The organism is Enteractinococcus helveticum, from assembly GCF_001657475.1.
GTDB classification, from domain to species: Bacteria; Actinomycetota; Actinomycetes; order Actinomycetales; family Micrococcaceae; genus Yaniella; species Yaniella helvetica.
On sequence record NZ_LXEY01000078.1, the window covers coordinates 1 to 1004 of the forward strand.

Sequence of the window (1004 nt, forward strand, 5' to 3'; positions counted from 1 at the left end):
TGTTTGTGATCAACTAGAACTAGGCCAGATGAGCAGGGAAATCCAGCCAGTTCAGCGGTTGGTTTCCGGCCAAAAGAGCGTCAAGAATCCGGCCAGTTATCCACATGTTTATTGTGTGGTGTTGTCCAGTTGATCCCCAGATGATGGATGCGTGTGTGTCGTTGTTGTTAAAAACGACGATGGGCACCGTCTGTCCTGGTATATGAGTTCCTCATGCGCTGCAGCCTTTTGTCTCTTTGGCAGCGCGGGAGAGGAACTAGAAAGTCCATGACGGTGCCCATGCCGATACAAGAAGATATCAGAGAACTGACCGAATTAGGGTGGTCTCAACGTGAGATAGCCAAGCGCTTAGGCATTAGCCGCGATTCGGTTGCGAAATATAGTCGACAACAGGATTTTTCGCCCAAGCCGCCGGCACCGGTGAAACGTCCTGGTGGGTCAGTGGTGGCCGCGTTTGAGCCGATCATTGAGCAGTGGTTGACCGAAGACCAGGGCAGGTGGCATAAACAGCGCCACACCGCCCGCAGGGTCTTTGACCGGTTGGTCGCTGAGCATGGGTATACCGGTTCGTATTCACCGGTGCAACGAGCGGTGAAGCGGTGGCGAGCTGCGCACCGCCCAGTCTCAGAAGGCTACTCCGAGTTGGAATGGCCGCCAGGCACGATCCAGGTGGATTTCGGCCAAGCCGAAGCCATCCTTGCCGGGATTCGCACGGTGTTACACGTGCTGGTCGTGACGTTTCCGCTTTCCAATATGCGCTATGCCCAAGCCTATCGGGGTGAAACCGCTGAATGTGTCTGCCATGGCCTACGCACCATCTTTGAACACATCGGGGCAGTACCCACGATGATGATTTTTGACAACGCCACCGGGATTGGCAAACGCGTCCAAAAACAGGTGATCGAAACGTCGTTGTTTTCGGCTTTCCGACTGCATTACCGGGCCCACTCGAGGTTTTGCAATCCCGATTCGGGTCATGAGAAAGGCAGCGTGGAAAACGCGGT

1 protein-coding gene is annotated in these 1004 nt (G+C 54.9%); it reads left to right on the forward strand.

Annotated features, from left to right (window positions below; translation table 11 throughout):
• Positions 1-279: 279 nt before the first annotated feature.
• The coding region (gene istA / locus A6F49_RS14600) for an IS21 family transposase (RefSeq protein WP_456072992.1) at positions 280-1004 on the forward strand (725 nt) is incomplete at its 3' end.